22 protein-coding genes are annotated in these 24,269 nt (G+C 60.2%); 15 read left to right on the top strand and 7 right to left on the bottom strand.

The window, feature by feature from the left end:
• Positions 1 to 60 precede the first annotated feature (60 nt).
• The 3 genes from argJ to BMZ10_RS11710 all read left to right on the top strand — a co-directional run bounded on the left by argJ (position 61) and on the right by BMZ10_RS11710 (position 3,014).
• Positions 61 to 1,278, top strand: a complete 1,218-nt coding sequence (argJ, locus tag BMZ10_RS11720; RefSeq protein WP_093461783.1) for a bifunctional glutamate N-acetyltransferase/amino-acid acetyltransferase ArgJ — start codon at positions 61 to 63, stop codon at positions 1,276 to 1,278.
• A gap of 163 nt (positions 1,279 to 1,441) precedes the next feature.
• Positions 1,442 to 2,068 (top strand): glutathione S-transferase family protein, encoded by a 627-nt coding sequence (locus BMZ10_RS11715; RefSeq protein WP_093461780.1) that lies wholly within the window; start codon positions 1,442 to 1,444, stop codon positions 2,066 to 2,068.
• A gap of 1 nt (position 2,069) precedes the next feature.
• Positions 2,070 to 3,014 (top strand): Nudix family hydrolase, encoded by a 945-nt coding sequence (locus BMZ10_RS11710; protein ID WP_093461777.1) that lies wholly within the window; start codon positions 2,070 to 2,072, stop codon positions 3,012 to 3,014.
• Positions 3,015 to 3,062: 48 nt separating this feature from the next.
• Here the strand turns inward: BMZ10_RS11710 and BMZ10_RS11705 are convergent, their stop codons facing one another.
• From BMZ10_RS11705 to BMZ10_RS11695, 3 genes are all read right to left on the bottom strand, one after another.
• Positions 3,063 to 3,641 (bottom strand): cob(I)yrinic acid a,c-diamide adenosyltransferase, encoded by a 579-nt coding sequence (locus tag BMZ10_RS11705; RefSeq protein ID WP_093461774.1) that lies wholly within the window; start codon positions 3,639 to 3,641, stop codon positions 3,063 to 3,065.
• A gap of 23 nt (positions 3,642 to 3,664) precedes the next feature.
• Complete coding sequence (locus BMZ10_RS11700; RefSeq protein WP_093461771.1) at positions 3,665 to 5,704, bottom strand: sensor histidine kinase; 2,040 nt, start codon at positions 5,702 to 5,704, stop codon at positions 3,665 to 3,667.
• Between the two features lie 111 nt (positions 5,705 to 5,815).
• Positions 5,816 to 6,724, bottom strand: coding sequence for a putative 2-dehydropantoate 2-reductase (locus BMZ10_RS11695; RefSeq protein ID WP_093462569.1), 909 nt, complete (start codon positions 6,722 to 6,724; stop codon positions 5,816 to 5,818).
• Between the two features lie 181 nt (positions 6,725 to 6,905).
• Between BMZ10_RS11695 and BMZ10_RS11690 the strand changes: the two genes are divergently transcribed.
• On the top strand, positions 6,906 to 7,391 hold the full coding sequence (locus BMZ10_RS11690; protein ID WP_093461769.1) for a YajQ family cyclic di-GMP-binding protein: 486 nt from the start codon (positions 6,906 to 6,908) through the stop codon (positions 7,389 to 7,391).
• Positions 7,392 to 7,526: 135 nt separating this feature from the next.
• Positions 7,527 to 8,381 carry a mechanosensitive ion channel family protein gene (locus BMZ10_RS11685; RefSeq protein WP_093462567.1) on the top strand — a complete coding sequence of 285 codons (855 nt, stop codon included), beginning with the start codon at positions 7,527 to 7,529 and terminating at the stop codon, positions 8,379 to 8,381.
• A 102-nt stretch (positions 8,382 to 8,483) separates the two neighbouring features.
• Here the strand turns inward: BMZ10_RS11685 and BMZ10_RS11680 are convergent, their stop codons facing one another.
• Together BMZ10_RS11680 and BMZ10_RS11675 are read right to left on the bottom strand one after the other, a co-directional pair.
• Positions 8,484 to 10,043 carry an AmpG family muropeptide MFS transporter gene (locus BMZ10_RS11680; protein WP_093461766.1) on the bottom strand — a complete coding sequence of 520 codons (1,560 nt, stop codon included), beginning with the start codon at positions 10,041 to 10,043 and terminating at the stop codon, positions 8,484 to 8,486.
• A gap of 42 nt (positions 10,044 to 10,085) precedes the next feature.
• Complete coding sequence (locus tag BMZ10_RS11675; protein WP_093461763.1) at positions 10,086 to 10,454, bottom strand: MGMT family protein; 369 nt, start codon at positions 10,452 to 10,454, stop codon at positions 10,086 to 10,088.
• A 160-nt stretch (positions 10,455 to 10,614) separates the two neighbouring features.
• Between BMZ10_RS11675 and BMZ10_RS11670 the strand changes: the two genes are divergently transcribed.
• The 5 genes from BMZ10_RS11670 (at position 10,615) to groL (ending at position 15,694) form a co-directional block, all read left to right on the top strand.
• Positions 10,615 to 11,622 carry a DUF481 domain-containing protein gene (locus tag BMZ10_RS11670; protein WP_093461760.1) on the top strand — a complete coding sequence of 336 codons (1,008 nt, stop codon included), beginning with the start codon at positions 10,615 to 10,617 and terminating at the stop codon, positions 11,620 to 11,622.
• A gap of 535 nt (positions 11,623 to 12,157) precedes the next feature.
• Positions 12,158 to 12,889 carry a HugZ family pyridoxamine 5'-phosphate oxidase gene (locus BMZ10_RS11665; RefSeq protein WP_093461757.1) on the top strand — a complete coding sequence of 244 codons (732 nt, stop codon included), beginning with the start codon at positions 12,158 to 12,160 and terminating at the stop codon, positions 12,887 to 12,889.
• A gap of 65 nt (positions 12,890 to 12,954) precedes the next feature.
• A complete protein-coding gene (locus tag BMZ10_RS11660; protein ID WP_093461754.1) occupies positions 12,955 to 13,452 on the top strand; it encodes an FxsA family protein in 498 nt (165 codons plus the stop codon).
• 253 nt (positions 13,453 to 13,705) lie between these two features.
• Complete coding sequence (locus tag BMZ10_RS11655) at positions 13,706 to 13,999, top strand: co-chaperone GroES (RefSeq protein ID WP_062384143.1); 294 nt, start codon at positions 13,706 to 13,708, stop codon at positions 13,997 to 13,999.
• 51 nt (positions 14,000 to 14,050) lie between these two features.
• Positions 14,051 to 15,694: a chaperonin GroEL gene (groL, locus tag BMZ10_RS11650; protein ID WP_093461751.1), complete on the top strand. Its 1,644-nt coding sequence runs from the start codon at positions 14,051 to 14,053 to the stop codon at positions 15,692 to 15,694.
• 666 nt (positions 15,695 to 16,360) lie between these two features.
• On the opposite strand, the gene BMZ10_RS11645 is transcribed toward groL, so the two are convergent.
• Positions 16,361 to 17,104 (bottom strand): phosphatase PAP2 family protein, encoded by a 744-nt coding sequence (locus BMZ10_RS11645; protein ID WP_093461748.1) that lies wholly within the window; start codon positions 17,102 to 17,104, stop codon positions 16,361 to 16,363.
• 230 nt (positions 17,105 to 17,334) lie between these two features.
• On the opposite strand from BMZ10_RS11645, the gene colR reads away from it, so the two are divergent.
• The 5 genes from colR to BMZ10_RS27995 all read left to right on the top strand — a co-directional run bounded on the left by colR (position 17,335) and on the right by BMZ10_RS27995 (position 21,100).
• The gene (colR, locus tag BMZ10_RS11640; protein ID WP_093461745.1) at positions 17,335 to 18,018 is read left to right on the top strand and encodes a two-component system response regulator ColR; all 684 of its coding nucleotides are present in this window, start codon (positions 17,335 to 17,337) and stop codon (positions 18,016 to 18,018) included.
• The gene (locus BMZ10_RS11635) at positions 18,008 to 19,288 is read left to right on the top strand and encodes a sensor histidine kinase (protein WP_093461742.1); all 1,281 of its coding nucleotides are present in this window, start codon (positions 18,008 to 18,010) and stop codon (positions 19,286 to 19,288) included. Before colR ends, BMZ10_RS11635 begins: the two co-directional genes overlap by 11 nt.
• 198 nt (positions 19,289 to 19,486) lie before the next feature.
• Complete coding sequence (locus BMZ10_RS11630) at positions 19,487 to 20,155, top strand: class I SAM-dependent methyltransferase (protein WP_093461739.1); 669 nt, start codon at positions 19,487 to 19,489, stop codon at positions 20,153 to 20,155.
• A 4-nt stretch (positions 20,156 to 20,159) separates the two neighbouring features.
• The gene (locus BMZ10_RS11625) at positions 20,160 to 20,879 is read left to right on the top strand and encodes a lipopolysaccharide kinase InaA family protein (protein WP_093461736.1); all 720 of its coding nucleotides are present in this window, start codon (positions 20,160 to 20,162) and stop codon (positions 20,877 to 20,879) included.
• Complete coding sequence (locus tag BMZ10_RS27995) at positions 20,876 to 21,100, top strand: hypothetical protein (protein ID WP_093461733.1); 225 nt, start codon at positions 20,876 to 20,878, stop codon at positions 21,098 to 21,100. The genes BMZ10_RS11625 and BMZ10_RS27995 overlap by 4 nt, the downstream gene beginning before the upstream one ends.
• A gap of 133 nt (positions 21,101 to 21,233) precedes the next feature.
• Here BMZ10_RS27995 and BMZ10_RS11615 read toward each other — a convergent pair whose 3' ends face one another.
• Positions 21,234 to 24,260 carry a multidrug efflux RND transporter permease subunit gene (locus BMZ10_RS11615; RefSeq protein ID WP_093461730.1) on the bottom strand — a complete coding sequence of 1,009 codons (3,027 nt, stop codon included), beginning with the start codon at positions 24,258 to 24,260 and terminating at the stop codon, positions 21,234 to 21,236.
• Positions 24,261 to 24,269 lie beyond the last annotated feature (9 nt).

The raw sequence follows: 24,269 nt of genomic DNA, 5'->3' as shown, positions 1-24,269 counted from the left end.
TCAATTGATCGAGCCGTACCGGCGATAGCGGGCGGCCGGCTATTTCAAGGAGCGCATTTCATGGCTGTTGGTCTTGGTCCTCTGCCGACGCTGCACCCGGTTCCCGGTTTCGAACTCGGCATCGCCTCTGCCGGCATCAAGCGCCCAGGGCGCAAGGACGTCGTGGTCATGCGCTGCGCCGAAGGCTCCAGCGTCGCGGGCGTGTTCACCCTCAATGCCTTTTGCGCAGCGCCAGTGATCCTCTCCAAGCAGCGCGTGGGCGGCACCGTGCGTTATCTGCTGACCAACACCGGCAACGCCAACGCGGGCACCGGTGAGCCGGGGCTGCAAGCCGCTGAGCGCACCACTGCCCGTCTGGCCGAACTGACCGGCGTTGACGCCAGCGCCGTGCTGCCGTTTTCCACGGGCGTCATCGGTGAGCCATTGCCTGTGGAAAAGATCGAAGGCGCGCTGCAAGCGGCGCTGGATGATCTGTCCGTGGATAACTGGGCTGCCGCAGCCACAGGCATCATGACCACTGACACGCTGCCCAAAGGTGCAAGCCGTCAGTTCCAGATCGACGGCGTGACCGTCACCGTCACCGGCATCAGCAAGGGCGCGGGCATGATTCGCCCGAACATGGCCACCATGCTCGGCTACATCGCCACCGACGCCAAGGTTTCCCAGAGCGTGTTGCAGGACCTTATCCGCGACGGTGCGAACAAATCGTTCAACCGCATCACCATCGATGGCGACACCTCGACCAACGACTGCTGCATGCTGATCGCCACCGGTCAGGCCGACCTGCCGGAGGTCACCGAAGCCCGCGGTCCGCTGTTCGACGCGCTGAAAAAGGCTGTCTTCGAAGTCTGCATGGACGTGGCTCAAGCCATCGTGCGTGACGGCGAGGGCGCGACCAAGTTCGTGACCGTCGAAGTCAATGGCGGCGCCAATCATCAGGAATGCCTGGACGTCGGCTACACCGTCGCTCATTCGCCGCTGATCAAGACTGCGCTGTTCGCCTCCGATCCCAACTGGGGCCGCATTCTGGCAGCCGTGGGGCGGGCCGGCGTGCCGGACCTGGACGTGAGCAAAATCGACGTGTTCCTCAGCGGCGTGTGCATCGCCAGCAAGGGCGCACGGGCCTCTACTTACACCGAAGCGCAAGGTTCGGCGGTCATGGCTGAAGAAGAAATCACCATCCGCATCGAGTTGGGTCGTGGCGATTGCAGCGAGACCATCTGGACCACCGACCTGTCCCATGAGTACGTGAAGATCAACGCGGAATACCGCACCTGATCGGACCCGCGTGGCAGGCGTGCGCACGTCGGTGCTGAATCTGTAAGGGCGAATGCTTGCGACAGGGCGGTATGAGCGTCAGGCTTCATGCCGGACTGCCGCATTGCCAATGAATTCGCCCTCGACAGGGTTCATTTCATACAGATATCAATGGAGCTGAAACATGAGCCTGCACCTGATCATCGGCGACAAACGCTATTCCTCCTGGTCATTGCGACCCTGGCTGGTGCTTGAAATGATCGGCCAGCCTTTCACTGATCAGGTCATCCGTCTGAATCAGGCGGACACTTCTCGCCTGATTCGTGAGCATTCACCCACCGGCAAGGTGCCTGCGCTGAAATGCGAGCACGGCACCATCGTCGATTCGCTGGCGATCTGCGAGTACCTTGCCGAACGGTTCCCCGACGCCGCGCTGTGGCCGGTAGATGTGGCGGCCCGTGCTCAGGCGCGTTCGGCGTGCGCTCAGATGCATAGCGGCTTCGTTGCCCTGCGCTCCAGCCTGCCGATGGACCTGCGCCGCGATGAGGCGCTGGAAGTCATTCCGGTGGAGGCACAGGCCGACATCGATCGTATGGTCGAGCTGTGGTCCGAGTGCCGTGCGGCGTCCAGAGACGGTGGCCCGTTTCTGTTCGGCAAGCCAGGCATTGTCGACGCGTTTTTCGCGCCGGTAGCCGTGCGGCTGCGCACGTACCACGTCGACTTGCCGGATGCGGCGAGTGCCTATGTCGAGACGATTTACCAATGGCCCGCATTCAAGCGTTGGCAGCAGGCCGGTCTGGAGGAAGGTTAACGTGAAACGCATCCATGTGGCCGCCGCCGTCATTCGTGGCATCGACGGCAGGATTCTCATCGCCCGACGTGCCGACAAGCAGCACCAGGGCGGCTTGTGGGAGTTTCCCGGTGGCAAGGTCGAACCTCAGGAGTCCGTCGAAACAGCGCTGGCCCGAGAGCTGAGCGAGGAGCTGGGCATCGTCGTCAAAGCGGCGCGCCCGCTGATCAAGATCAAGCACGATTATCCCGACAAGCAAGTCCTGCTGGACGTCTGGGAAGTCTCTTCCTTCACTGGCGAACCTCACGGGGCGGAAGGTCAGCCGCTGGCCTGGGTGTCGAATCGCGAGCTGGCCGGTTACGACTTTCCGGCCGCCAATCGGCCCATCGTCGCGGCCGCCCGTTTGCCTGCCGAATACCTGATCACCCCGGATGCCCTCGACACCCCGCAATTGTTGCAGGGCATGCAGAAAGCGATCGCCGGCGGGATCAAGCTGATCCAGCTGCGTGCTCCAAATGGCTATGACCCGAAATACCGCGATGTGGCGGTCGATGCGGTCGGCCTGTGTGCGGGCAAGGCGCAGTTGATGCTCAAGGGCCCACTGGAATGGCTGGGCGATTTTCCCGCCGCTGGCTGGCACCTGACCAGCGAGCAATTGCGAAAGTACGCCAGCAAGGGCCGGCCGTTTCCCGAAGATCGCTGGTTGGCGGCGTCCTGCCACAGCGCTGAAGAACTGAGCCTTGCAGAGCAGATGGGCGTGGACTTCGTCACCCTCTCGCCAGTCCAGCCGACGCAGACTCACCCGGACGCGCAGCCGCTGGGCTGGGAGCTGGCCCGCGAGTTGATCGATGGCTTCAGCAAGCCGGTTTACCTGCTTGGCGGAGTGGGTCCCGCCGAGCGCGAGCTTGCGTGGGAAAACGGCGCACAAGGTGTAGCCGGCATCCGAGCGTTCTGGCCAACCGTTTGAACGCGATTCCTGCAGGCGCGGGACCCGCGCGCGCTTGCAGGCTTGTGATTACTCAGGCTTCTTCGCTGGCTCCCACAGGATTTCTGCCACACCTTCGCGTCGGGCGATGATCCTCGCAGCGACAAACAGCAAATCCGACAGCCGATTGATATAAGCCAGCCCGACGCCGGCCAGCGGCTCGAGGCTGTTCAAGTGCTGGCAACGGCGTTCGGCGCTGCGTGCCAGGCTTCGACAGACGTGTGCCTGAGCGATCAGCGACGAGCCGCCCGGGAGAATGAAGTTCTCCAGCGGGCCGAGTTCTTCATTCCAGCGATCGATCGCCGCTTCCAGACGCTCGACTTCGGCGGCATTCAGCGCCTGATATTCGGGCATCGCCAGCTCACCGCCCAGATCGAACAGCCGGTGCTGGCACGGCCCAAGCACTTCGATGATTTCCTGCATCGCCGGCATTGCTCCCGCCAGCCCTTCAAGGCCGGCCAGCAGCAACCCTAACTGGCTGTTCAGCGTGTCGACCTCGCCAATCGCCTCGATGCGAGGGTGATCCTTCGGCACGCGGCGGCCATCGCCCAGCCCGGTTTCACCTTTGTCACCCGTGCGCGTGTAGATTTTCGACAAGCGGAATCCCATCGTTTTCTCCTGGCCCTGCGGACCTATTCATTACCGGCAATGATCTGCTCGGGCACGTTCATCTCGCGGCCCGCCAGCGGCAGGCGCAAGGTGAAGCAGGTGCCTTGGCCCAGCGTGGAATGCACTTCCATCTGGCCCTTGTGGTTATTAGTGATGATGAAATAGGAAACCGAAAGCCCGAGCCCGGTGCCCTGGCCGATTTCCTTGGTGGTGAAGAACGGCTCGAACGTGCGCTTGCGCACGCTTTCCGACATGCCAATGCCGTTATCCTCGACCTGAATTTCGGCCCATGGCGGATTCAGGCGTGTGCGCAGAATGATGCGTCCGGGCTCGGTGTCGTTCTCGCGCTGGTGAATGGCCTGCGCCGCGTTTTTCAGCAGATTGAGCAACACCTGCTCCAGCTCGTTGGCGGTGCCGGGCACCGGTCCCAGGTTGGGATCGAACTGACGAATAATGTTCTGGCCTTTGAAATCGAAGCCGATGGTCAGGTCAAAGTCGTTGCTGGCGATTTCCACAGCCTGATCGATCAGCGCCGGGAGATCGCAGGGTGCCATTTGCCGATTGCTGCGGCGACTGAAGCTGAGCATGTGACTAACGATCTTCGCCGCCCGCGCACCGGCCTGCTGAATGCCGTCGAGCAATTGCGGCACTTCGCGGGCGCTGAGGTACTGGTTCACCGCGCTCAGCTCGATGCCTTCCTGTTCGGCCTGCTCCAGGTTCTTCGGCAATTCCGGCGACAGGCGACGGCGAATGTTCTGCACGTTGTGCATGATCGCCCCAAGTGGGTTGTTGATCTCGTGCGCCATGCCGGCTGCCAGGCCGCCCACCGACAGCATTTTCTCCGATTGCACCATCATTTCTTCCAGCGACAGACGCTGGGTGATGTCGTCGATCCGGATCACCGCGCCGCGACCTGCGCCGCCGGTCAGGGGGTAGAAGGTGAGGGCGTAATGGTGCGAGACGTCGCCCTTGACCCAGGTCACCCGCTCGATCTTGGTGACGGTGTGGCGTTCGACCGTCTGTTTGATCTGTGGCAGGAAGGCCTTCATCGGCGCAAAGGCCAGATAGATGGGCTGATTCAGGGCTTCATCCAGAGGCGTGCCCGACAGCGCGCCCGCTTCCTGATTCCACTGCGTCACATAAAGCTGTTCGTCCAGCGCGATCAACGCCGAAGGCATCGAGTCGATGATGCTGTTGAGGTAGTTCTGAAAGCCGGTCAGCTTCTTCTCGATCTTGCTGCGCACCTGAACTTCCAGTTCCAGTTTGCGGTTGGTGTGGCGGGTTTCTTCGGCCAGACCTTGTGCCTGATCGTACGCTTCCTGCGATTCGTCACGCGCGCGCTTGAGCTGCTGCTCTCGGGCCTCCATGCGCGACAGCATGGTATTGAATGCCTCGGCCAGCGAGCCGATTTCGTCATGGTTGCCGGGGCCGGCGCGCAGCGCGTAGTTCTCCTCGCGGGTGACCCGCCGGGACAAGTCTTCCAGCTGATAGATCGGCTCGGTGATGAAGCGGCGAATCTGCCGGGCGACCCCGGCCCAAAGCAGCACGCTGAAGATCAGAATGCCAAGGCTGGCCGTCAGCGTGCCGGTGTAGAACGCCGTCGGCAGTTCGCTGCTGGCCACCAGCAGCAGGTGGCCGGGCGCCTGACCGGACTTGGGCACTGGAATCACCTGAGTATTGCGAAACTCGGTGATGCGCCAGCTTTCCAGATTGCGATAGTGATCGGGCAGGCGCAGCTTGTCGCCCTGTTGCATCTGGGCCAGTCGGTTGCCGTTGCTGTCATAGACCGCCGCTGCTCTTAAAGGGCTGTAGTTTTTCAGCTCCTTGAGCAGCGCTTGCGCGTTGTAGGGCGAAGAAAGCGCCTGTTCGGAGAGGCCGGGATTGCTGATCAGCCGGCCGATCGTCTGCAGGGCCTGCGGCGCCATCGCTTCCTGAGAGATGTAGTAGGCGGCGCTGATGAAGGTCAGGTTGGCGACCAGCAGAACAGTCGTGAGCAAGACCAGCAGGGCGGCCAGAAGCTTTTGACCGACCGGCAGATTTTCAAGGCGCTGGCGCAATGGCATGGGGCAGTATCACCGAAATGAGGAGCAGGCAGGTTAGCGCTGTTCGCGGCTTGCGCAAACCCGAACAGGCGAAATGATCAGACACCCGGCACCGCGCGACATTATCCTTACTTAGTCGCTGGGCAGGCCCCTGGCGATCAGGTGGGCGGTCAGCTGCTCGCGCAAACGGTCCAGCTCCGGCGCGGGACACCCGTGTTCAAACGCCTTGGCGCAGAGGTAACCGAGCAAGTAGCTGATTTCGGTGCGTCGTCCGTGCGCCACGTCCTGATACATCGACGAGTAATTGGCTGCAGTGGCCTGAATCACACGATTCACCTCGTCGTGCAGACCCGTGGCGGCGCCGGGTCTGCCGCATGCGTTCAGCACTTGAACCAGTTCGTCGCACAGCGCACGGACTTCTTCGCCCTGTTGCAGCAACGCGCCATTGGTGCACGCGTGCAGCACCGTCAGCGGATTGATCGCGCAGTTGAGCGCCAGCTTGCGCCAGAGGCGGTCGAGAATGTCGGCGGTCCATTGGTGAGCAATTCCCGCTGCCGAGAGCTCGTCCAGCCATGGCGGCGGTGTCTGCGTGGTATCGCCGAGCCAGTTGAAGCCTTGTCCGGCAAAGACGACGTTCCATGGCGTGTCGCAGAACGCGCCTTCGGTGCTGGAGACGAAAATGCAGCGAGCCTTGGGGATCATCGCTGCGACGGCATCCTGGCTGCCCAGACCATTCTGCAACAGCAGAACCTCGGCGCCGTCGACCAGACGCGAAGCGATCGAGGCGACGGCGCGCTCCGCGTCGTACGCCTTGCAGGCGACCAGCAGTCGCTCGACAGGCTCCGCAGACGCGGCCGATTGGGCAGGGATGGCAAATGTCTGATGCTGGCCTCGTTCATTCAAAACGAGCCCGCCGTGCGCGTGATACGCCGCCAGTCGCGCTTCGTTGCGCAAGATCAGCTGCACTGGCAGGCCGGCGCGAGCCAGTCGCGTAGCCCACAGACTGCCCAGGCTGCCCGCGCCGAGTATGTGCCAGCACAGCGGTTTCAAGAGTGGGCGCGCCGCAGGTCAGTGAGTGCGGTGGGCAGTGAAAACAAAATCGACATCGCAGGCTCACATGAACGTGGGAAAAGTCTCGTTATAATGAGCGGGCTTTCATACCGTCAAGTCAGGCGTGCTCCATCCACATGTCGAGCCGCGCCGTATCAATTGGAGAATCTACATGCCCTCGTTCGACGTAGTGTCCGAACTGGATAAACACGAAGTCACGAATGCCGTCGACAACGCGATCAAGGAGCTGGACCGCCGCTACGACCTTAAAGGCAAAGGCAGCTTCGAGTTCAAGGAAAAGGAACTCACCGTCAATCTCACCGCCGAGGCCGAGTTTCAGCTCGAGGCCATGATCGAGATCCTTAAACTGGCCCTGATCAAGCGCAAGATCGACGTGCAATGTCTGGAAGTGAAAGACGCCTATCCGTCCGGCAAAGTGATGAAGCAGGAAGCGACGCTCAAGGAAGGGATCGACAAGGAGCTGGCCAAGAAAATCGTCGCGCATATCAAGGATGCCAAGCTCAAGGTTCAGGCCGCCATTCAGGGCGAGCAAGTGCGTGTGACCGGCAAGAAGCGGGACGATCTGCAGGAAGCCATCGCTGCTCTGCGTGCGAAAGAATTCGGCATGCCGCTGCAATTCAATAACTTCCGCGACTGATCCCGCCGATTTGCCTCAACGCGGGAACCTGAGGGTTTTACGCGCGTCGGAGTGCAGGTCCCCTTGAAACGATGGCGTCCGTAAGCGTCATCGTTTCTGCTTTCGTTTCACGACCACAAGGAGCACTCAATGGATCTGGATTTGAACGGCCAGGTGGATCACCTGGTCAAGGCTTCCCAAGCCTGGATTCCCATGGTCATGCAATACGGCAGCCGCGTGCTGCTGGCGGTCGTCGTGCTGCTGGTCGGCTGGTGGCTGATCAATAAACTGACTTCAAAAGTGGGGGCGCTGTTGGCCCTGCGTCACGTTGATCTGGCGTTGCAAGGGTTCATCAGCAGCCTGGGCAACATCATTCTCAAGATCCTGCTGATCGTCAGCGTCGCTTCGATGATCGGCGTCGAGACCACCTCGTTCGTTGCTGCGATCGGTGCTGCCGGTCTGGCCATCGGCCTGGCGCTGCAAGGCAGCCTCGCCAACTTTGCCGGTGGGGTGCTGATTCTGCTGTTTCGTCCATTTCGCATCGGCGACTGGATCGAAGCGCAGGGCGTGTCGGGCACCGTCGACAGCATCCAGATCTTCCATACGATCATCCGCACCGGCGACAACAAGACCGTAATCCTGCCCAACGGCAATCTGTCCAACGGCATCATCACCAACACCAACCGTCAGCCGACCCGCAAGATCACGTTCGATGTGGGCATCGATTACGACGCCGACCTCAAGCAGGCGCTCGGCGTGCTGATGGAAATGGCCGACGATCCGCGCGTGCTGCAGGATCCTGCCCCGCAGGCCGTGGTGGCGGCGCTTGGCGACAGCTCGATCACCGTGTCGCTGCGGGTCTGGACCAAGACCGGCGATTTCGGTGAAGTGTCCAACCGCTTCAACGCCGAGATTCGTGATCGCCTGCGCGCGGCGAACATCGACATCCCGTTCCCTCAGCGCGTGGTTCGTGTGGTGCAGGAGCAGCAGGAAGCAATGCCTCAGCGTTAAGCCCTGAGCAGAAACGACAAAGCCCCGGCTCGAAAGAGACCGGGGCTTTTTGTTGGGTGTCGGGAGTGCGTCAGAGGGTACGCGCGTTTTGCCGGGTGGAGATCAGGGCTGTTCGCTTACCTGCGTTTCGGCCGGTTTCTCGTCCTCTTCGCGCTTCTCCTTGCGCGCTTCCTGCACCCAGTGCAGCGCGATCATGAACAGCGTCGGTACGCCCATCAAGGCTGTCACCATGAAGAAGTTGTGATAGCCCAGCTTCTCGACCATGACCCCTGAATAGCCGCCGATCAGACGCGGCAGCAGCAGCATGATCGAGCTGAGCAGGGCGTATTGCGTGGCCGAGAACTTCAGGTTGGTCAGGCTCGACAGGTACGCCACGAACGCCGATGTCGCAAGGCCTGAACTGAAGTTGTCCAGCGAGATGGTGACGATCAGCATTTTCAGATTCGGGCCCATGTCGGCCAGCATCAGGAACAGCAGGTTGGTGGCGGCAGAGGTTGCTCCGCCGATGAACAGGATCGGCAGAATGCCGAACCGCACGATCGCCAGACCGCCGAACGCCGCGCCCACCAAGGTCATGACCAGCCCGAAAATCTTGCTGACGCTGGCAATCTGATCCTTGGTGAAGCCCTGATCGATGTAGAACACGTTCGCCATCACGCCCATCACCGTATCGGACATGCGATAGGTCGCAATCAGGCCGAGCAGCAGCAGCGCCTGCCAGCGGTAGCGCAGGATGAAGTCGTTGATCGGCGTCAGCACCGGCGCCAACCCGCGACGTCCTACAGAGGAAAGGCACGCGCCTGTCAGGAGGGTGTAGAGAATCGCACGCAGAAAGGCGCGGTCTTCCATGAGCAGGTCTTTCCAGGTCGTGCCTTGAAACAGCACGCTGGCGAAGTCGGTGTTGTACAACTGCGTGAACATGGCAGGCACCGACACCAGCAGGACGATCAGCACGAACACCGATGCCAGTTGATGAACGAAGCCGTAACGGGCCGCCGACAGCTGCGTGCGCAATGGCACGGATGGCTCGCGCATGATCAGGCTGGTGATCAGCGCGGGCACCATGAGCAAGCCGAACAGCACGTAGGTGCCGGTCCAGGCGGAGTGTTTGTAAGCGAAACCGGTGGAGCCGAAACCTTCGGCAAAATACAGCGCACCCGCGGTGGCAAGCAGCGCCGCGACCCGGTAACCGGCCATGTAACTGGCGGCGAGGGTGGCTTGCTGACTGTCGCTGGCGATCTCCAGACGGTAGGCATCGATGGCGATGTCTTGCGTGGCTGACGAGAAGGCGACCAGAACGGCAATCGCGATCAGCCAGGACAGGTGCTGCTGCGGGTCGCAGAAGCCCATGCCGATCAGACCCAGTGTCACCAGTGATTGCGACAGCACCAGCCACGAACGCCGGCGGCCCAGCCGCCCCAACAGCGGCAGACTCCATTGGTCGAGCAGGGGCGACCACACCCATTTGAACGCGTAGGCCAGGCCGATCAGGCTGGCGTAACCGATGGTTTCACGGGCCACGCCTGCTTCGCGCAGCCAGACAGAAAGCGTAGAGAACACCAGCATGTAAGGCATGCCTGCGGCAAACCCGAGCAGCAAGAGCACAAAGGTAGAGGGGCTGGCATATGCGGCGAGCGCGGCGCGCCAGGTTTTGCGGGGCATGGGCTGGAATCTGCCTCAGATTACGTAAACAAAGCGCGCACTCTAACCGTTGTGCTCTGTCGGACGCCAGCCATGACGCTGCATATCCACACGATTGTTACGGATGGTCACGCCTTCGGCACGCAATCGCGCCCGTTGCTCTTCTCCCGACACGGTGCCGGCCGCCAGGCTGAGCCGACCTCCGGCACCCAATACGCGGTGCCACGGCAGGGTGCTGCCGTCAGGCAACTGGCTCAAGGTGCGGCCCACGAAGCGTGCCGCTCGTCCTAAACCAGCCAGTTCGGCCAGTTGCCCGTAACTCACGACTTTTCCCTCCGGCACCTGATGCAGCGTGAGGTAAAGCGCCGTGCGCCGGGCCTCTGCGGGAGACAGGCCGGTGGGGTCATTTTCGATCGAGGATTGTTCGATCACGCATTCGTTCCTGATTGTAGGACCAACGGGAATTTTCGATAAGGAACTTGGGAAATTTCCCACGGTCAGTGATACCTGTGCCGGCGGTCCTTCGATTGCCTTGACGTTGTCCGCAAGGATAATGCCCGATTTTCCGCGAACCAGAGCCTTGTAGTTGCTTATGTTGTCCAGAACCCTGTTGTGCCTAGCCATTACCAGTGCCTCCACTCCCTTGCTCGCCGACACCGTCTGGTTGAAGAACGGTGACAAACTGACCGGGACCATCAAGGTCTTCGACGGCGGGAAGCTGCTGCTCAACACCAAGTATGCAGGCGATATCCCGCTGGACTGGAAAGAAATCAAGACGCTGGAGAGTGATCAGCACTTGCTGGTCAAGCAGGATGCCTACAACGGTGAGATTTCCAAGTCGCTGCACGCTGCCGATGACGGCAAGGTCACTCTTGCCAACGGCGACGCGCCCAAGACCGTGGATCTGGCCAGCATCCAGCAGATCATGAAGCCCAAGCCTGTGGTAACCGACCTGGTCTGGAAAGGCAATGTCGACGCTGCCCTGGACTTCCAGCGTGCAGACAAGGACACCGACGACTACAACATCGCGTTCAAGACTTCGGCTACTCATGGCAGATGGCGTCATAACGCCGAGGGTGAGTACAACCGCGAGACGCAGGACAAAGAGACCACCACCGACAACTGGAACGCTGAGTACTCCATCGACCGCTTCATCACCGACAAGTGGTTCTGGGATGGCCGGATCACCTACAAGCACGACAACATCGAAGACCTGCGTCGCCAGAGAACGGTCGGTACCGGTCCGGGCTACCAGTTCTGGGACGACGAATTGGGTGCATTCAAGGTCGGGACGCTGCTTAACCGTACGGACTACGAATACTCCAACGGTGAGAAAGACAACTTCTATTCGGTATCCGGCACCTGGGATTACAACCGCTACCTGATTGGCAAGAAGGTTGAGTTCTTCACCAACGGCGAACTCGGCAAGCCCATCAGCGGCGTTGCGGATTACAGCCTGGATACCGAAATCGGCCTGCGTTACAAAGTCACTGAGTGGGCCTCTCTCAACCTCAAGGCCGAGAAGAACATCATCAGCGGTTCTGACGACGGTGATCTGGACAAGACCCGTTACACCGCCGGCTTCGGTGTGGCCTGGTAAGGCGGTTTCTTGATACTGGTCCCGCAAGTTGAGTTTCAGTCGGCTTGCGGCGTCAGGCACTGTGGGAGCGAGCGTGCTCGCGAAGACTGACTTCCAGCCGCTGCATCTCCACCGGACACACCGGCCAATTCGCGGGCAAGCGCGCTCCTACAAAGTTACGCGGGGCTGACGGGTCACAAAACCTGTGGGCAAGCTTGCTCATGAACGCTGACCTCCAAACGCTACATTTCCACAGCATCCACTGGCGTCTTCCCGGCTGAAGCCGGTCCTACAGACGCTGCGAGCTTTTCGTAGGACCGGCTTTAGCCGGGAAAGCGTCGGGCGTCACGCCGTTGATCGAGGGGCTGTTAAAGGCGGTTGGCTCACTCCCACAGCGTTCGCGACTGCCCGCAACGTTTTTACGCGATTTCTTCGCAAAATCGTCACAGCTTCTCAATCTGGCACCCACCTGCGATAACGATTATCTTGTTTCCGATACCCGCCGATGTGGGTCTTTTCGTCTGTGCAGATCACGTTTTCTTTGAGGAGCCCCACCATGAGCGCCAACGCCAACCGGCAAGCCCGAGCATTGCTGCTCAAGGAATATCGTGGCGTGCTGTCGACTCATTCCAAGTCGATGCCCGGTTTCCCCTTCGGCTCCGTGGTGCCGTATTGCCTGGACGACCAGGGCCGTCCGCTGATCCTGATCAGCCGCATCGCCCAGCACACCCATAACCTGCAGCTCGACGCCAAGTGCTCACTGCTGGTGGGCGAGCGGGGCGCCGAAGATGTTCAGGCCGTCGGACGCGTCACTGTCATGGCCGAGGCGCAGAAGCTCGGCGATGACGCCGCCATTGAGGCCGCCGCTCAGCGCTATTACCGCTATTTCCCTGAATCTGAGAGCTACCACAGCGCGCACGATTTTGACTTCTGGGTGCTGGCGCCGGTGCGTTATCGCTACATCGGTGGCTTCGGCGCGATCCACTGGCTGGACGATGTCGCACTGGCCAACCCGTTTGCCGGTGCCGCCGAGACCCGCATGGTCGAGCACATGAACCAGGACCATGCCAAAGCCATCGCGCACTATGTCGAACTGGCCGGTCTGCCGGCGACCGAGCCCGCCACGCTGGTCGGCATCGACAGCGAAGGCATGCATCTGCGCATCGGTCAGGGACTGTTCTGGCTGGCCTTTCCGGAACCTTGTAATACGCCGACACAAGTGCGCCAGGCCTTGGTTCAGCTGGCTCACGCTGAGAAATGGCCGCTCGCTGAAGCCGTCGAGGCTTGAATTAACGAATTTGCGACTTCATCTAGGCTCTACTGGAAGACGTCTTCCGTTGAGGAACTGATTTGATGCGCGCTTTTCTTTTGCTTTTATTGCTTTTTCCGGTGCTGGAGCTGTTCGTACTGGTGAAAGTCGGGATGTCTATCGGCTTCCTGGCGACGTTCCTGTTGGTCGTTGCAGGCTCGATGCTTGGGGTTTTCGTGATTCGCGTCGCCGGTCTGGCCACTGCCATGAGCGCACGCGAAAGTCTGGCTCGGGGCGAATTGCCCGCGCAGCAGATGATGGATGGCTTGATGATGACGGTAGGCGGCGGGCTTCTGGTGCTGCCGGGTTTCATCAGTGATGTACTCGGCGTCATTTGCCTGATGCCGTTCACGCGTCGTCTGCTGGCGAACAAAGTGCGTCAGCGTGCGCAGGATCAGGCCGCGCGTCAGCGGGCCTTTGCTGAAAACATGCACGCGGCGAACTCCGCAGGCCCAAGCGAGAGTCGCCCGGGCGCGCGGCGGCCGGAGGTCATCGAAGGTGAGGTGATCGAAGGCGAATACGAGCCGCTCGACAAAAAGTGATTCCGCTCCACGACTTGCACGGCACCTTCGGGTGCCGTGCTGCTTTTGGGGACCGCCATTTCGGTAAAAAATTTCTACGTCGAGCCTTGTAATCAGCTTGCACGCCCTTATGTATGGGTCACCGCAAGGTTTCTGGCGCATTTCGCCAGACCGTATTCTGCGGTTCGCTCGCGAACCGTAACCGGCAAGCCCGGATGTTTAACCCGCCGGTGCCAACACCGGGCGTTCAAAAACCATAATTAGGAGATCGACAATGAAGCTTCGTCCTCTGCATGACCGCGTCGTAATCCGTCGCAGCGAAGAAGAAACCAAGACTGCCGGCGGTATCGTGCTGCCTGGTTCGGCTGCTGAGAAACCAAACCGTGGCGAAATCATCGCCGTCGGTGCCGGTCGCATCTTGGACAACGGTGAAGTACGTGCGCTGGCCGTGAAAGTGGGTGACAAAGTGGTGTTCGGCCCTTACTCCGGCAGCAACACTGTGAAAGTAGACGGCGAAGACCTGCTGGTGATGAGCGAGAACGAAATTCTCGCGGTCGTCGAAGGCTGAGTTGATACCCCGCATTTCCCGTTACTACAAAGTATTTAAGGAATAACGATCATGGCTGCTAAAGAAGTTAAATTCGGCGACGCTGGCCGTAAAAAAATGCTGGCTGGTGTAAACGTCCTGGCCGACGCTGTCAAAGCAACTCTGGGCCCGAAAGGCCGTAACGTCATCATCGAGAAAAGCTTCGGCGCGCCGCTGATCACCAAAGACGGTGTATCGGTCGCCAAAGAAATCGAACTGAAAGACCGTTTCGAGAACATGGGCGCGCAGCTGGTCAAAGACGTTGCCTCCCGTGCCAACGACGACGCCGGTGACGGTACCACCACCGCTACCGTTCTGGCTCAAGCCATCGTCAACGAAGGCCTGAAAGCCGTCGCTGCCGGCATGAACCCGATGGACCTCAAGCGCGGCATCGACAAGGCAACCATCGCCATCGTTGCTCAGCTGAAGTCGCTGTCCAAGCCTTGCACCGACACCAAAGCAATTGCTCAGGTCGGCACCATCTCGGCCAACTCCGATAACTCCATCGGCGACATCATTGCCGAAGCCATGGAAAAAGTGACCAAAGACGGTGTCATCACCGTTGAAGAAGGTTCGGGTCTGGAAAACGAGCTGTCGGTCGTTGAAGGCATGCAGTTCGACCGTGGCTACCTGTCCCCATACTTCATCAACAAGCCGGACACCATGGTTGCCGAGCTGGACAGCCCTCTGCTGCTCTTGGTTGACAAGAAGATCTCCAACATTCGCGAAATGCTGCCAGTCCTGGAAGCCGTCGCCAAAGCCGGCCGTCCTCTGCTGATCGTTGCCGAAGACGTTGAAGGCGAAGCCCTGGCGACTCTGGTTGTGAACAACATGCGCGGCATCGTCAAAGTCGCGGCCGTCAAGGCGCCAGGCTTCGGTGACCGTCGCAAGGCCATGCTGCAGGACATCGCCGTCCTGACCGGCGGTACCGTCATCTCCGAAGAGATCGGTCTGAGCCTGGAAAGCACCACCCTGGAGCACCTGGGTAACGCCAAGCGCGTCGTGCTGAACAAAGAAAACACCACCATCATCGATGGTGCCGGCGTGAAAACCGACATCGACGCACGTATCGCTCAGATCCGTCAGCAAATCGGTGACACTTCGTCCGACTACGACAAAGAGAAGCTGCAAGAGCGTCTGGCCAAGCTGTCCGGCGGCGTTGCAGTGATCAAGGTCGGTGCGGGTTCCGAAGTTGAAATGAAAGAGAAGAAAGCCCGCGTTGAAGACGCCCTGCACGCAACCCGCGCAGCCGTCGAAGAAGGCGTGGTACCTGGCGGTGGCGTGGCTCTGGTCCGCTCCCTGCAGGCCATCTCCGAGCTGAAAGGCGACAACGCCGATCAGAACGTCGGTATCGCACTGCTGCGTCGCGCTGTTGAAGCACCGCTGCGTCAGATCGTTGCCAACTCCGGCGACGAGCCGAGCGTTGTAGTCGACAAGGTCAAGCAGGGTTCGGGTAACTTCGGTTACAACGCTGCCACCGGCGAATACGGCGACATGATCGAGATGGGTATTCTGGACCCGGCTAAAGTGACCCGTTCTGCGCTGCAGGCCGCGTCCTCCATCGCCAGTCTGATGATCACCACCGAGGCGATGATCGCTGACGTGGCGGAAGACAAGCCTGCAGCTGGCGGCATGCCAGACATGGGCGGCATGGGTGGCATGGGCGGCATGATGTAAGTCGGCCTTCACCCGTTAGCTGTAATAAAGAAACCCCGCTTCGGCGGGGTTTTTTTATGGGGGACTGGCTTTGGATTGTTACTCTGATGCCCTTCGGGCCTATCGCGAGCAAGCTCACTCCTACATCTGTTGCATTGTGCCGCGGTCTGATGGATCTCCTTCCGCCGTTCGGTGTTCTATCTCAATTCCAGGCGAACTCAGAAGGCTTTCAACTCGTTCCATCAGACCATGGCGCGTTTAAACAAATGTGGGAGTGAGCCAACTGTCTTTAACGGCCCCTCGATCAACGGCGTGACGCCCGACGTTTTCCCGGCTAAAGCCGGTCCTACAAACATTTGCAGCGCCTGTAGGACCGGCTTCAGCCGGAAGAGGCCAGTGGATGCTGTGAAAATGTAGCGTCTGGACGTCACCGTTCATGAGCAAGCTTGCCCCACAGGATTTGTTACCCGTCAGCGCCGCGTACCCTTGTAGGAGCGCGCTTGCCCGCGAATTGGCCGGTGTGTCCGGTGGAGATGCTTCGGCTGTTACTCAGTCTTCGCGGGCAAGCGCGCTCCTACGGAAGTTGGGTGTGGCCGGAGAGTTCGGGAATACCCGCGGATCCCTGTGGGAGTGAGCTTGCCCGCGATAGGCCCGAAGGACGTCAATCCAGCGCCCTTAAGCCAGCACCTATCCAGAAACCGCCGCCCCTTCGGCCACTTTTTCCCTCCCGCCCTCTGGCCGGTAAAGCACGGCGTAGTAAGCGCCCAGACAAATCAACCAACAGAACACCGCTGTCCAGATGTTGTGTGAGAAGAAGTGCGCGCCCTGGAGCATTCGTCCAATGGAGAAGATCGTCCCCAGGCTGAAAGCGAAGATCAGGCCCGCCTTGGCCAGCCGGGGTTTACGGTCGCGGAACACGAAGAACAGTGCGAACAGCGTGAAGCCCGTTGCCGCATGACCGCCGGGCCAGCATCGGCCGGGGCTGTCGGTTTGCGGGCGTGGACTCAGGAGCTCGCTGTAGGTTTCTTTGCCGCCGAACTCGGTCAGGCTCCAAGGGCATTGCACCGCCGTCACCGCTTTCACAGGCGTAACAAAGCTCGTGGAAAGCGCCATGGACAGCACCATGCAGCCCAGTTCACGCCGCCACGGTTTGAGTTTTTCAACGAAGAAAGCGGCAGCGAATCCTGCGACCGAGAATAAACCCAACGCGATGACCACCTGTTTGGCGCGGTCATGCAAGACGTTTTCAAGGAAGTAACTGTGACGACCGATGAAATCGCCGGTCGCCGGGTCATAAGCCAGCTTGGCGATGTCCATGTCCAACGACGTCAACTCCAACAGCAGCAACGTCAGGGCGGTCACTGCCGGAATGCCCAGGAAGACCCATAGGTTGATCGGGCGAGAGGCCGGCCGTTCGAAGACGTGTGACATGGCAGATTCCGTGTGATGACGAGAAATTTCGCAGGTGAGTCAAAGCGTCGGCAGTCTGTGTGCGGCGCTGTCGGCGGGGTGTGAATCGCGGGTGAAAAAAACGTTATGCACACCGACGCTGGCCCTTGGGCGTTCTTGGCCGTAAGCTGCCGCCAACTTCGAGCATCTTGAACGCGCTATCCGTAGTACCTTCATGGCATGCCGACAACCGCTATGGGAGACCTGCACTCATGAGAATTCTGCTGGTTGAAGACAATCGCGACATTCTTGCGAACCTCGCCGATTATCTTGGCCTCAAGGGCTATACCGTCGATTGCGCGCAGGATGGCTTGTCCGGCCTGCACCTGGCGGCCACTGAACACTATGACCTGATCGTGCTCGACATCATGTTGCCCGGCATCGATGGCTATACCTTGTGCAAACGCCTGCGCGAAGACGCGCGCCGGGACACCCCTGTCATCATGCTCACCGCCAGGGACCAACTGGATGACCGCCTGCAGGGCTTCCGCTCCGGGGCTGACGATTACTTGCTCAAGCCGTTCGCATTGTCTGAGCTGGCTGCGCGGATCGAAGCGGTGTTGCGTCGGGCGCAAGGCGGCGGACGTCGTACGCTGCAGGTTGCCGATATGGAGTACGACCTCGACACCCTGGAAGTCACGCGCGCGGGCAAGATGCTCAAGCTCAACCCGGTCGGTCTCAAACTGCTGGCGGTGTTGATGCAGAAAAGCCCGCATGTGCTGCGCCGCGAGGTGCTTGAAGAGGCACTGTGGGGCGACGATTGCCCGGACAGCGACAGCTTGCGCAGCCACGTTCACCAATTGCGTCAGGTGATCGACAAGCCGTTCGACAAACCTCTGCTGCAAACCGTGCACGGTGTTGGCTATCGCCTGGCCGAGGGCCGCGATGGAGTTTAAACAAAGCCTTGCCCAGCGGATCATCATCGCGTTTGCGCTGATGAGTGCGCTGGTCGCCGGGTCGTTCGCGATGGGCATCGTTGCCACTGTCCATCTGGTCGAAGAAAAGCTGATCTCGGCGGGGCTGGGCGGCGACCTCACTCGCTTGCTGTTGATGGACAGCGTCAGCGACTGGAGTCACCGTCCCGAGCCCGACCAGCTGTTCTACTTCAGTGGCGGGCCGGGCGATTTCGAACTGCCCAAGGATCTGCGTCATCTGGAACCGGGATTTCATGAAGTGTTCCGCGGGCCGTTGTCGTACCACGCGATGGTCGAGATCGTCGACGGTCGACACTACGTGCTCCTTCAGGATCAAAGCGACTTCGAAGAGCGCGAGCGTGTGCTGTTCGCCGTCGTGCTGGTGGGTTTCGTGCTGGCACTGGCGCTGGCGGTCTTCCTTGGCTGGGTGCTGGCGCGTCGGGTGATGGCGCCGGTCGTGCGGCTGGCACGGCAGGTTCGCCATCGCGATCAACTACTGGGTCTGGCGCCGCCCTTGGCGCCGGACTACGCCGCCGACGAAGTGGGTGAACTGGCGGTGGCCTTCGATGCGACGCTGGGGCGTCTGCGCGATGCATTGACCCGCGAACGGATGTTCACCAGCGACGTCAGCCATGAGCTGCGTACGCCGCTGATGGTGCTGGCCAGTTCTTGCGAGCTGCTGCTGGGCAACCCGGCGCTGGACCAGCGTGCCAGGGCTCAAGTCGAGCGGGTGGCGCGGGCGTGCGAAGAGATGCGCGATCTGGTGCAGACGTTCCTCATGCTGGCACGCACCCAGCGCGATGATGCCGGCATGCACCCTCAGCTGACGTTGCAGGGGGCTGCTCAACAGCTGATCAACCTGTGGCGGGAGCCGATCGAGGCCAAGGGGTTAAAGCTGGAGTACTGTCCTGCGGATCCATCAGACAAACCCTACAACGCTACCTTCCTGTATGCGGTCATGGGCAACCTGCTGCGTAACGCCTTGCACTACACCGATCAGGGCTTCATTCGCCTGACGCTGCGAGACGAAGGTTTCATGGTGGAAGATTCTGGCGTGGGCATTCCCGAGGAGAAGCGCGAAGCGATGTTCCAGCCGTTCGTGCGCGGCAACGAGAAACGTGGGGAAGGGCTCGGGCTGGGACTGTCGCTGGTCCAGCGGATCTGCGAGAACCAGGGATGGACCGTCACGCTCGATACCATGGAGCCCAACGGTTGCCGCTTCAGCGTGGACATGCGATCGGATCGCCAGTGACGGCCGATCGGGTTGAATGCAAATGCCAAAATGAAATGTTGCCGGGATTTGAAGCGATATAGCCATATGCTAGCCCCATCGTCTTGAAAAACCCCGTAACATTTGGCTCGTGTTTTCGACGTTTTTTTCACGTCAGCGTTACCTGCCGATGACGCCACTCTACCTAGTTTGAGGGCGTCAACTTCAGGAGATGCACACATGAGCAATCGGATCGAGCTGGATTTTTCGCGCAAGTACGATGACGAACACGCGAAAAAATATTTGCACAAACACAAGGACGGACTGGCTCGACGGTTGTCTGATCGCCGGGACAAGCAGCTGGCGCGTCGTGCGCTGGCGCTGGCAGGTGAACCGGGTCTGGTTCTGGACTTGCCGTGTGGTGCGGGTCGTTTCTGGCCCGTACTGGCAGAAAAAGAGAATCGCGTGATCATCGGCGCAGACAACTCGGCCTCCATGGTCAAGATTGCCTGCGAGTCTCAGCCGGCCGACGTGGTGAAACGGGTACAACCCTTGCAGACCTCTGCATTCGCCATCGACATGCCGGATAACGCAGTCGACAGCATTTTTTCCATGCGCCTGCTGCACCATATCGGTAAAGCCGAGGACAGGGCAGTGTTGCTTAAGGAGTTTCATCGGGTCACCCGAGACAGCGTGATCGTCTCGCTGTGGGTTGATGGCAATTTCAAAGCCTGGAAACGCAAACGCGCTGAGAAGACCCGAAACCCGCACGATTTCCAGAATCGTTTTGTGTTACCGGTCGATACGGTTGAAGCTGAATTTCAACAGGCAGGATTCCGCATCCAGGAACGACTGGACTTCCTGCCGATGTACGCCATGTGGCGTGTGTATTTATTACGTAAGAGGTAACAGGATGGCCGTGGATTTCGCTGCAGAGTTAACCGTTCCTGCCAAGGACCGTTTCGCCTACTTCTGGAACACCCGAGGCGAGTGGGTGGAAGAGCCCAACGTTCGTCGGGGTGGTGAGAGTGGTGTGCAGCGCGTCGTTTCAGAGAATGGTCGCCTGTTGTACGTGAAGCGTCAGACCGGCCATATCTATCGCAGCTGGCTGCACCCGTTCGGTCGTCCAACGGTGCTGCGCGAGCGTGACGCTCTCGAAGGTCTGCACCAGCTGAACGTCAACGTCCCGCGCATGGTGTTCTGCGGGGCCGAGCGCGATGAGAACAACGAGTGGCGTGCGCTGCTGGTTACCGCTTCTCTGGACGGCTACGTCGAATTCGAGAAATGGCTGGAAGCGGGCGGTCGCGAGCAGTATGGCGAGGCCGTTTATGAGCAGATGCTCAAGGAACTGGCCGGGAATCTGGCACGCATGCACAAGGGGCGCTGGCAGCACAGCTGCATCTATATCAAGCATGTGTTCGTGCGCGTCGTCGGCGAGGGCGCCGATGCCAAGCCTGAAGTCGCGCTGCTGGATCTGGAGAAATGCCGCCAGCGTATGACCGCCTATGCCGCCGCTCAACACGATATGAAACAACTGCGCCGCCACTCGTCGTTCAAACCTGCAGATTGGAGCAAGCTGGTCTACTTTTACGAAACCGCGTTTGGCAGCTCCATCAAAGGTTTAGATCGATGAAGTTAGAAATGGCACGAGGTTTGTTTTTGATCGGAGCGCTGGGAGTCACTTCCATTGCCCTGGCTGCCTGGGATCAGCCCGGGCCGAAGATTCTGAGTGCTGTGCATGGCGAAGGGTTTTGCCCTTTGCCTCGGACCAAGGTCGTTGCTTCGGCCCAACCCGATCATGATCTGCTGTTGTTGATGTTTGGCCTGGCACAGGGAACGGGGCCGCAGCATTGATACCACCACCTGACTGAGAGGCCCCGAACATCGGGGCCTTTTCAGTTTGAATGGTTCAGGGCTTGGTTGATGTCCATCGGCCCTTGCGGTTGGCTTGAAATGCTTACTCTGCCGACTCCAAGTCCAGAAGGCGTCAATGTGACGCCCGAGAAGCCAACAACGCATACACACACGGCAACACAAACAGAGTAAACAACGTGCCGACCGACATCCCAGTGGCGATCACCAGGCCGATGTCGAAACGGCTGACCGCGCCGGCGCCGGTCGCGAGGATCAACGGCACCATCCCGAACACCATCGCTGCGGTGGTCATCAGCACAGGGCGCAGTCGGATCGCGGCGGCTTCTTCCACGGCTTCACGCGCCGTCAGGCCTTTGTCGCGGCGCAATTGATTAGCGAACTCGACGATCAGAATGCCGTGCTTGCTGATCAATCCAATCAGCGTAACCAGCCCGACCTGGGTGTAGATGTTCAGCGTCGAAATCCCCAGAAACAGCGGAATCAGCGCGCCGCAAATCGACAGCGGCACCGTGACCAGAATGACCAGCGGATCGCGGAAACTCTCGAACTGCGCCGCCAGCACCAAAAAGATGATCGCCAGCGCCAGCCCGAACGTCACCCACAGCGCATTGCCCTCCTGAACGTATTGTCGGGAGGCGCCGGCGTAATCGTAGGAAAAGCCGGGAGGTGCTTCCTCACTGGCGATCTGCCTGACCAGCTCGATCGCCTCGCCCTGACTCACCAGTGGAAAACCGGAAATGATCGCGGCGTTCAGTTGCTGAAACTGATTGAGCTGGCGCGGCCTTGCTCTGTCGCTGACTGATATGAGTGTCGACAGCGGAAGCATTTTGCCTTCCGCGTTCTTCACGTAGTAGTGGGTGAGCCACTGGGGATTGTCCCGAAACGCCCGCTCAACCTGAGCGATGACCTTGTAGCTTCGGCCATCGATGGTGAAGCGGTTGATCTCCGCTTCGCCCAGCAACGTCGCCAGACTCGCGCCCAGGTCCTGCATCGATACGCCCATCTGTGCGGCCTTGGCGCGGTCGATATCGACCACCACTTCCGGCTTGTCGAACGCCAGATCGATGTCCAGAAACGCGAACTTGCCCGAATCCGCCGCGCGCTTCTTGATCCGGTCGACCACTTCCAGCAGCGCCGCGTAATCATTGGGCGTATTGACCACGAACTGAAACGGCAGGCCTTCGCCGGTGCCGGGCAGGGAAGGCAGGTTGAAGCCGAAAATCTGCAGGCCGGTGATGCTGTTCAACTTGGCCTGGACCTCGGGCAGCAATTCCATCTGCGTGCGGCTGCGTTCATCCCACGGCTTGAGCAGGAAGCCGCCCACTCCCGTCTGCACGCCGTTGAAGCCGTTGATCTGGAACGACGAGTAGTACTCGGGAAACGCCTTGAAGATCTCGATGAACTGATCCGTGTAGCGGTTCATGTAATCGAGGTTGGTCGGCTGCGGCGACGTCGCCATCATGAAAATGATGCCCTGATCTTCGTCAGGGGCCAGTTGCGACTGGCTGAACTTGAGGAACACGGGGATCAGGCACAGCACCAGTATGGCAAAGACGATCACCACCGCTCGGGTGTTCAACGTCCCGTGCAGCAGGCGCTGGTAGCGCACTTTCAAGCCCTCGAAGACCTGATCGAGCTTACGCGCCAGGCCGCTCGGGTTCTCGTCGTGTCGCAGGAGCAGGGCGCACATCATTGGCGACAGCGTCAGCGCCACGATGCCGGAAATCACCACGGCCCCGGCCAGCGTCAGGGCGAACTCCTTGAACAGCGCACCGGTGAGCCCTTCGAGGAAGCCGATAGGGGCGTACACCGCCGCCAGGGTGATCGTCATCGACACCACCGGCATGGCGATCTCGCGCGCGCCTTCAAGGGCGGCATTCAGCGGCGTCTTGCCTTCTTCGATGTGCCGATGGATGTTCTCGACCACGACAATGGCGTCGTCCACCACCAGACCGATGGCGAGCACCATCGCCAGCAGCGTCAGCAGGTTGATGGAATAGCCCATCATCTGCATGAAGAACAGCACGCCGATCATCGAGAGCGGGATGGTAATGACCGGGATCAGCACCGAGCGCAGCGCGCCGAGGAACAGGAAGACCACGACGATGACGATCAGCACCGCTTCGATCAGCGTCTTCACGACCTCGTGAATCGAGGCCTGAATGAACAGCGTGGCGTCGTAGGCGATGGAGGCTTTCAGGCTCGGCGGCAACTGGGCTTCGAGCTCGGGCATGATCCGCCGCACCTCCTTGATCACATCCAGCGGGTTGGAGCTGGGCGTGCCCTTGATGCCGATGTACACCGAGGGCGTGCCGTCGAACGAGCTGACGGTGTCGTAGTTTTCCGCGCCCATCTCCACCCGGGCCACATCGCCCAGTAACACGCGGCTGTCGCCCACGGTTTTCAGCGGTATCGCGGCGAAGGTTTCCGGGGATTTCAAATCCGTCGTGGCGTTGACGCTGGTGACGACGTATTCGCCCTTCACTTCGCCAGCAGCCGAGAGGAAGTTGTACTTGCGCACCGCGTCGGTGACGTCAGTGGCGCTCAGGCCGAAACCCGCCAGCTTAATCGGGTCGAGCCAAAGGCGCATGGCGAAGACCTGATTGCCGAGGATCTCGGCTTCGGCCATTCCCGGCAGGGTTGCCAGCTTCGGTTGAATGACCCGCGACAGGTAATCGGTGATCTGCGGGTTATTCAGTTCGGCGCTGTAGAAACTGATGTACATCAGCGCCGAGGCGTCGGCCGCTTCTTTGGTCAGGACCGGATCTTCGGCGTCCTGCGGCAGCTTGTTCTTTACCTCGTTGGCCTTGGCCAGCAGTTCGGTGTAAAGCCGGTCGCTGTTGGAGCCGATGCGCGCGTAGATGGAGATGACCGAAAAATTCTGTCGACTCACCGACGTCATGTAGTCGATGCCTTCAGCGCTTGCCAGACTTTGCTGCAACGGTTGCGTGATATAGCCCTGAATGGTTTCGGCGTTGGCGCCGGGATACGCCGTGGTCACGGTGATCAGCGCGTTTTCCATCTGCGGGTACTGGCGGATGGTCAGCTTGTTGAAGGCCTGGAAACCCAGCAACACGATCAGCAGGCTGATCACGCTGGCGAGCACCGGACGGCGGATGAACGGGTCTGTGAATGCCATGAATGCTCC

The organism is Pseudomonas sp. NFR16 (genome assembly GCF_900108875.1).
Lineage (GTDB): Bacteria > Pseudomonadota > Gammaproteobacteria > Pseudomonadales > Pseudomonadaceae > Aquipseudomonas.
The sequence above is the reverse complement of the archived record's forward strand: the minus strand, read 5'-3'. Positions and strand labels throughout refer to the sequence as shown.

Bases quoted from the DNA above. Each gene is read 5' to 3' on its own strand.
- argJ (WP_093461783.1), top strand. From the start codon at position 61: ATGGCTGTTGGTCTTGGTCCTCTGCCGACGCTGCACCCGGTTCCCGGT.
- BMZ10_RS11715 (WP_093461780.1), top strand. From the start codon at position 1,442: ATGAGCCTGCACCTGATCATCGGCGACAAACGCTATTCCTCCTGGTCA.
- BMZ10_RS11705 (WP_093461774.1), bottom strand. From the start codon at position 3,641: ATGGGATTCCGCTTGTCGAAAATCTACACGCGCACGGGTGACAAAGGT.
- BMZ10_RS11700 (WP_093461771.1), bottom strand. From the start codon at position 5,704: ATGCCATTGCGCCAGCGCCTTGAAAATCTGCCGGTCGGTCAAAAGCTT.
- BMZ10_RS11690 (WP_093461769.1), top strand. From the start codon at position 6,906: ATGCCCTCGTTCGACGTAGTGTCCGAACTGGATAAACACGAAGTCACG.
- BMZ10_RS11680 (WP_093461766.1), bottom strand. From the start codon at position 10,043: ATGCCCCGCAAAACCTGGCGCGCCGCGCTCGCCGCATATGCCAGCCCC.
- BMZ10_RS11670 (WP_093461760.1), top strand. From the start codon at position 10,615: ATGTTGTCCAGAACCCTGTTGTGCCTAGCCATTACCAGTGCCTCCACT.
- BMZ10_RS11665 (WP_093461757.1), top strand. From the start codon at position 12,158: ATGAGCGCCAACGCCAACCGGCAAGCCCGAGCATTGCTGCTCAAGGAA.
- BMZ10_RS11660 (WP_093461754.1), top strand. From the start codon at position 12,955: ATGCGCGCTTTTCTTTTGCTTTTATTGCTTTTTCCGGTGCTGGAGCTG.
- BMZ10_RS11655 (WP_062384143.1), top strand. From the start codon at position 13,706: ATGAAGCTTCGTCCTCTGCATGACCGCGTCGTAATCCGTCGCAGCGAA.
- groL (WP_093461751.1), top strand. From the start codon at position 14,051: ATGGCTGCTAAAGAAGTTAAATTCGGCGACGCTGGCCGTAAAAAAATG.
- BMZ10_RS11645 (WP_093461748.1), bottom strand. From the start codon at position 17,104: ATGTCACACGTCTTCGAACGGCCGGCCTCTCGCCCGATCAACCTATGG.
- colR (WP_093461745.1), top strand. From the start codon at position 17,335: ATGAGAATTCTGCTGGTTGAAGACAATCGCGACATTCTTGCGAACCTC.
- BMZ10_RS11635 (WP_093461742.1), top strand. From the start codon at position 18,008: ATGGAGTTTAAACAAAGCCTTGCCCAGCGGATCATCATCGCGTTTGCG.
- BMZ10_RS11630 (WP_093461739.1), top strand. From the start codon at position 19,487: ATGAGCAATCGGATCGAGCTGGATTTTTCGCGCAAGTACGATGACGAA.
- BMZ10_RS11625 (WP_093461736.1), top strand. From the start codon at position 20,160: ATGGCCGTGGATTTCGCTGCAGAGTTAACCGTTCCTGCCAAGGACCGT.
- BMZ10_RS27995 (WP_093461733.1), top strand. From the start codon at position 20,876: ATGAAGTTAGAAATGGCACGAGGTTTGTTTTTGATCGGAGCGCTGGGA.
- BMZ10_RS11615 (WP_093461730.1), bottom strand. From the start codon at position 24,260: ATGGCATTCACAGACCCGTTCATCCGCCGTCCGGTGCTCGCCAGCGTG.